This is a genomic window from Variovorax sp. P4_D9, assembly GCF_056401695.1.
Map to the genome: position 1 here is coordinate 1 of NZ_JBFUIU010001150.1, position 2,246 is coordinate 2,246.

2 protein-coding genes are annotated in these 2,246 nt (G+C 67.2%); both read left to right on the forward strand.

Annotation, left to right across the window (positions count from 1 at the left end):
• The first annotated feature begins 2 nt into the window (after positions 1-2).
• Positions 3-440, forward strand: a complete 438-nt coding sequence (lspA, locus tag AC1DY5_RS52210; protein ID WP_478122115.1) for a signal peptidase II — start codon at positions 3-5, stop codon at positions 438-440.
• Between the two features lie 61 nt (positions 441-501).
• Positions 502-2,157, forward strand: coding sequence for a Na/Pi cotransporter family protein (locus tag AC1DY5_RS52215; RefSeq protein WP_478122116.1), 1,656 nt, complete (start codon positions 502-504; stop codon positions 2,155-2,157).
• Positions 2,158-2,246: the final 89 nt, after the last annotated feature.

Genomic DNA, 2,246 nt, shown 5'->3' on the forward strand with positions numbered 1-2,246 from the left:
CGCTGGTGATCGTGATCGTCGACCAGTTCACCAAGACGCTGATCCTGGGCTACTACAAGTACGGCGACGTGACCTACGTCACCAGCTTCTTCAACGTGGTCCGGGCCCACAACACCGGCGCGGCATTCTCGTTCCTCGCCGATGCGGCCGGCTGGCAACGCTGGTTCTTCACCGCCATCGGCGTCGCGGCGGCGGTGTTCATCATCTGGATGCTGAAGTCGCACGCCGGCCAGAAGCTGTTCTCGTTCTCGATGGCGGCCATCCTGGGTGGCGCCATCGGCAACGTGATCGACCGGATGATGCACGGCTACGTGGTCGACTTCCTCGACTTCCACCTCGCCGGGCGCCACTTTCCGGCCTTCAACGTCGCCGACAGCGCCATCACCCTCGGCGCAATCTGCCTGGTCCTCGACGAACTCCGGCGCGTCCGCAGGAAGTAGCGCGGCCGCGGGCACGAGGGATGAATCCGCGGGGGGGCTTGGTCTATAGTCCCCTGCTTCCATGAAGCATCTGTTGAATCTACTTGCGGCGGTGGCGCTGCTGGTATGGGGCACCCATCTCGTTCGCACCGGCGTCCTGCGCGTCTTCGGGGCCAACCTGCGCCGGATCCTGGTCCACAGCATGCGCAACCGCTTCACGGCGGCCCTCTCGGGCATCGGCGTGACGGCCCTGGTGCAATCCAGCACCGCGACCTCGCTGATGACCTCCTCCTTCGTCGGCCAGGGCCTGGTGACCCTGCCGGCCGCGCTGGCCGTGATGCGCGGCGCGGACATCGGCACGGCCTTGATGTCGGTGCTGTTCTCGGCCGACCTGTCCTGGCTGTCGCCGCTGTTCATCTTCGTCGGCGTGGTGCTGTTCATCACCCGGCCGTCGAGCGTGGCCGGCCGGGTCGGGCGGGTCCTGATCGGGCTGGGCCTGATGCTGCTCGCGCTGCAGCTGGTGGTGGCGGCCACCGGCCCGCTGTTCGAGGGCCAGGCGATGCGCGAGCTGCTGGGCAGCCTGGGCAGCGACGTGCTCCTGGAGATCACGATCGGCGCTGCGCTCGCGATCGTCGCCTACTCCAGCCTGGCGGTGGTGCTGCTGGTGGCCGCGATGGCCAGCTCGAACGTGGTGCCGCTTGATGTCGCGATGGGCCTGGTACTCGGCGCCAACCTGGGCAGCGGCCTGCTGGCGGTGCTGACCACGGCCAAGTCGGTGGTGTCGGTGCGCCAGGTCACCGTCGGCAACCTGGTCTTCAAGCTGCTCGGCGTGGCGATCGCGGCGCCTTTCGTCGGCCTGTGGCTGCGAGAGGTCAGGCCCTACATCGCGGACGCCACGCAATTCGTCGTGCTGTACCACCTGGCCTTCAACGTGCTCGTGAGCCTCGGCTTCATCGGGCTCACCAACTGGGTTGCCAAGCTGGTGAGCCGCCTGCTGCCGGTGCCRGTCGAGCCGGTGGCCACGCAGCGGCCGCAGCACCTGGACCCCTCGGCCCTGTCGACGCCGACGCTGGCGATCTCGAACGCCGCACGCGAGGCGCTGCACCAGGCCGACGTGGTCGAGACCATGCTGATCGGGGTGCTCGGCGTGATCCGCAACAACGACCTGCGCCTGGCCCAGGAACTGCGCAAGCTCGACGACACGGTCGACGAGCTCTATTCGGCCATCAAGTACTACATGACGAAGATCTCGCGCGAAGCCCTGGGCGAGGAGGAGGGCCGGCGGTGGACCGACATCATCAGCTTCACCATCAACATGGAGCAGGTCGGCGACATCATCGAGCGCGTGATCATCGACATCGAGGACAAGAAAATCAAGCCGCAGCGCAACTTCTCCGAGGCCGGGATGCGCGAGATCGTCGAACTGCACGAGCGGCTGGTGGCCAACCTGCGGCTCAGCATGAGCGTCTTCCTGAACGGCAGCGTGCGCGACGCCCAGAAGCTGCTCGAGGAGAAGGCGCGCTTCAGGGACCTCGAGCGCGCCTACGCCACCACCCACCTCGGGCGCCTGTCGGACCAGACCGCGCTGAGCATCGAGACCAGCTCGCTGCACATCGACCTGATCAGCGACCTGAAGCGCATCAACTCGCACATCTGCTCGATCGCCTACCCGATCCTCGAGTCGGCCGGCGCACTGGCGCCGACCCGCATGCGCGAATCGCGGCTCAGCTCTCTGTAGCGCGCTACAAGGTCAGGATCGTGCAGCCGGTGGTCTTGCGCGCCTCGAGGTCGCGGTGGGCCTGCTGCACGTCGGGCAGGGCGTAGCGC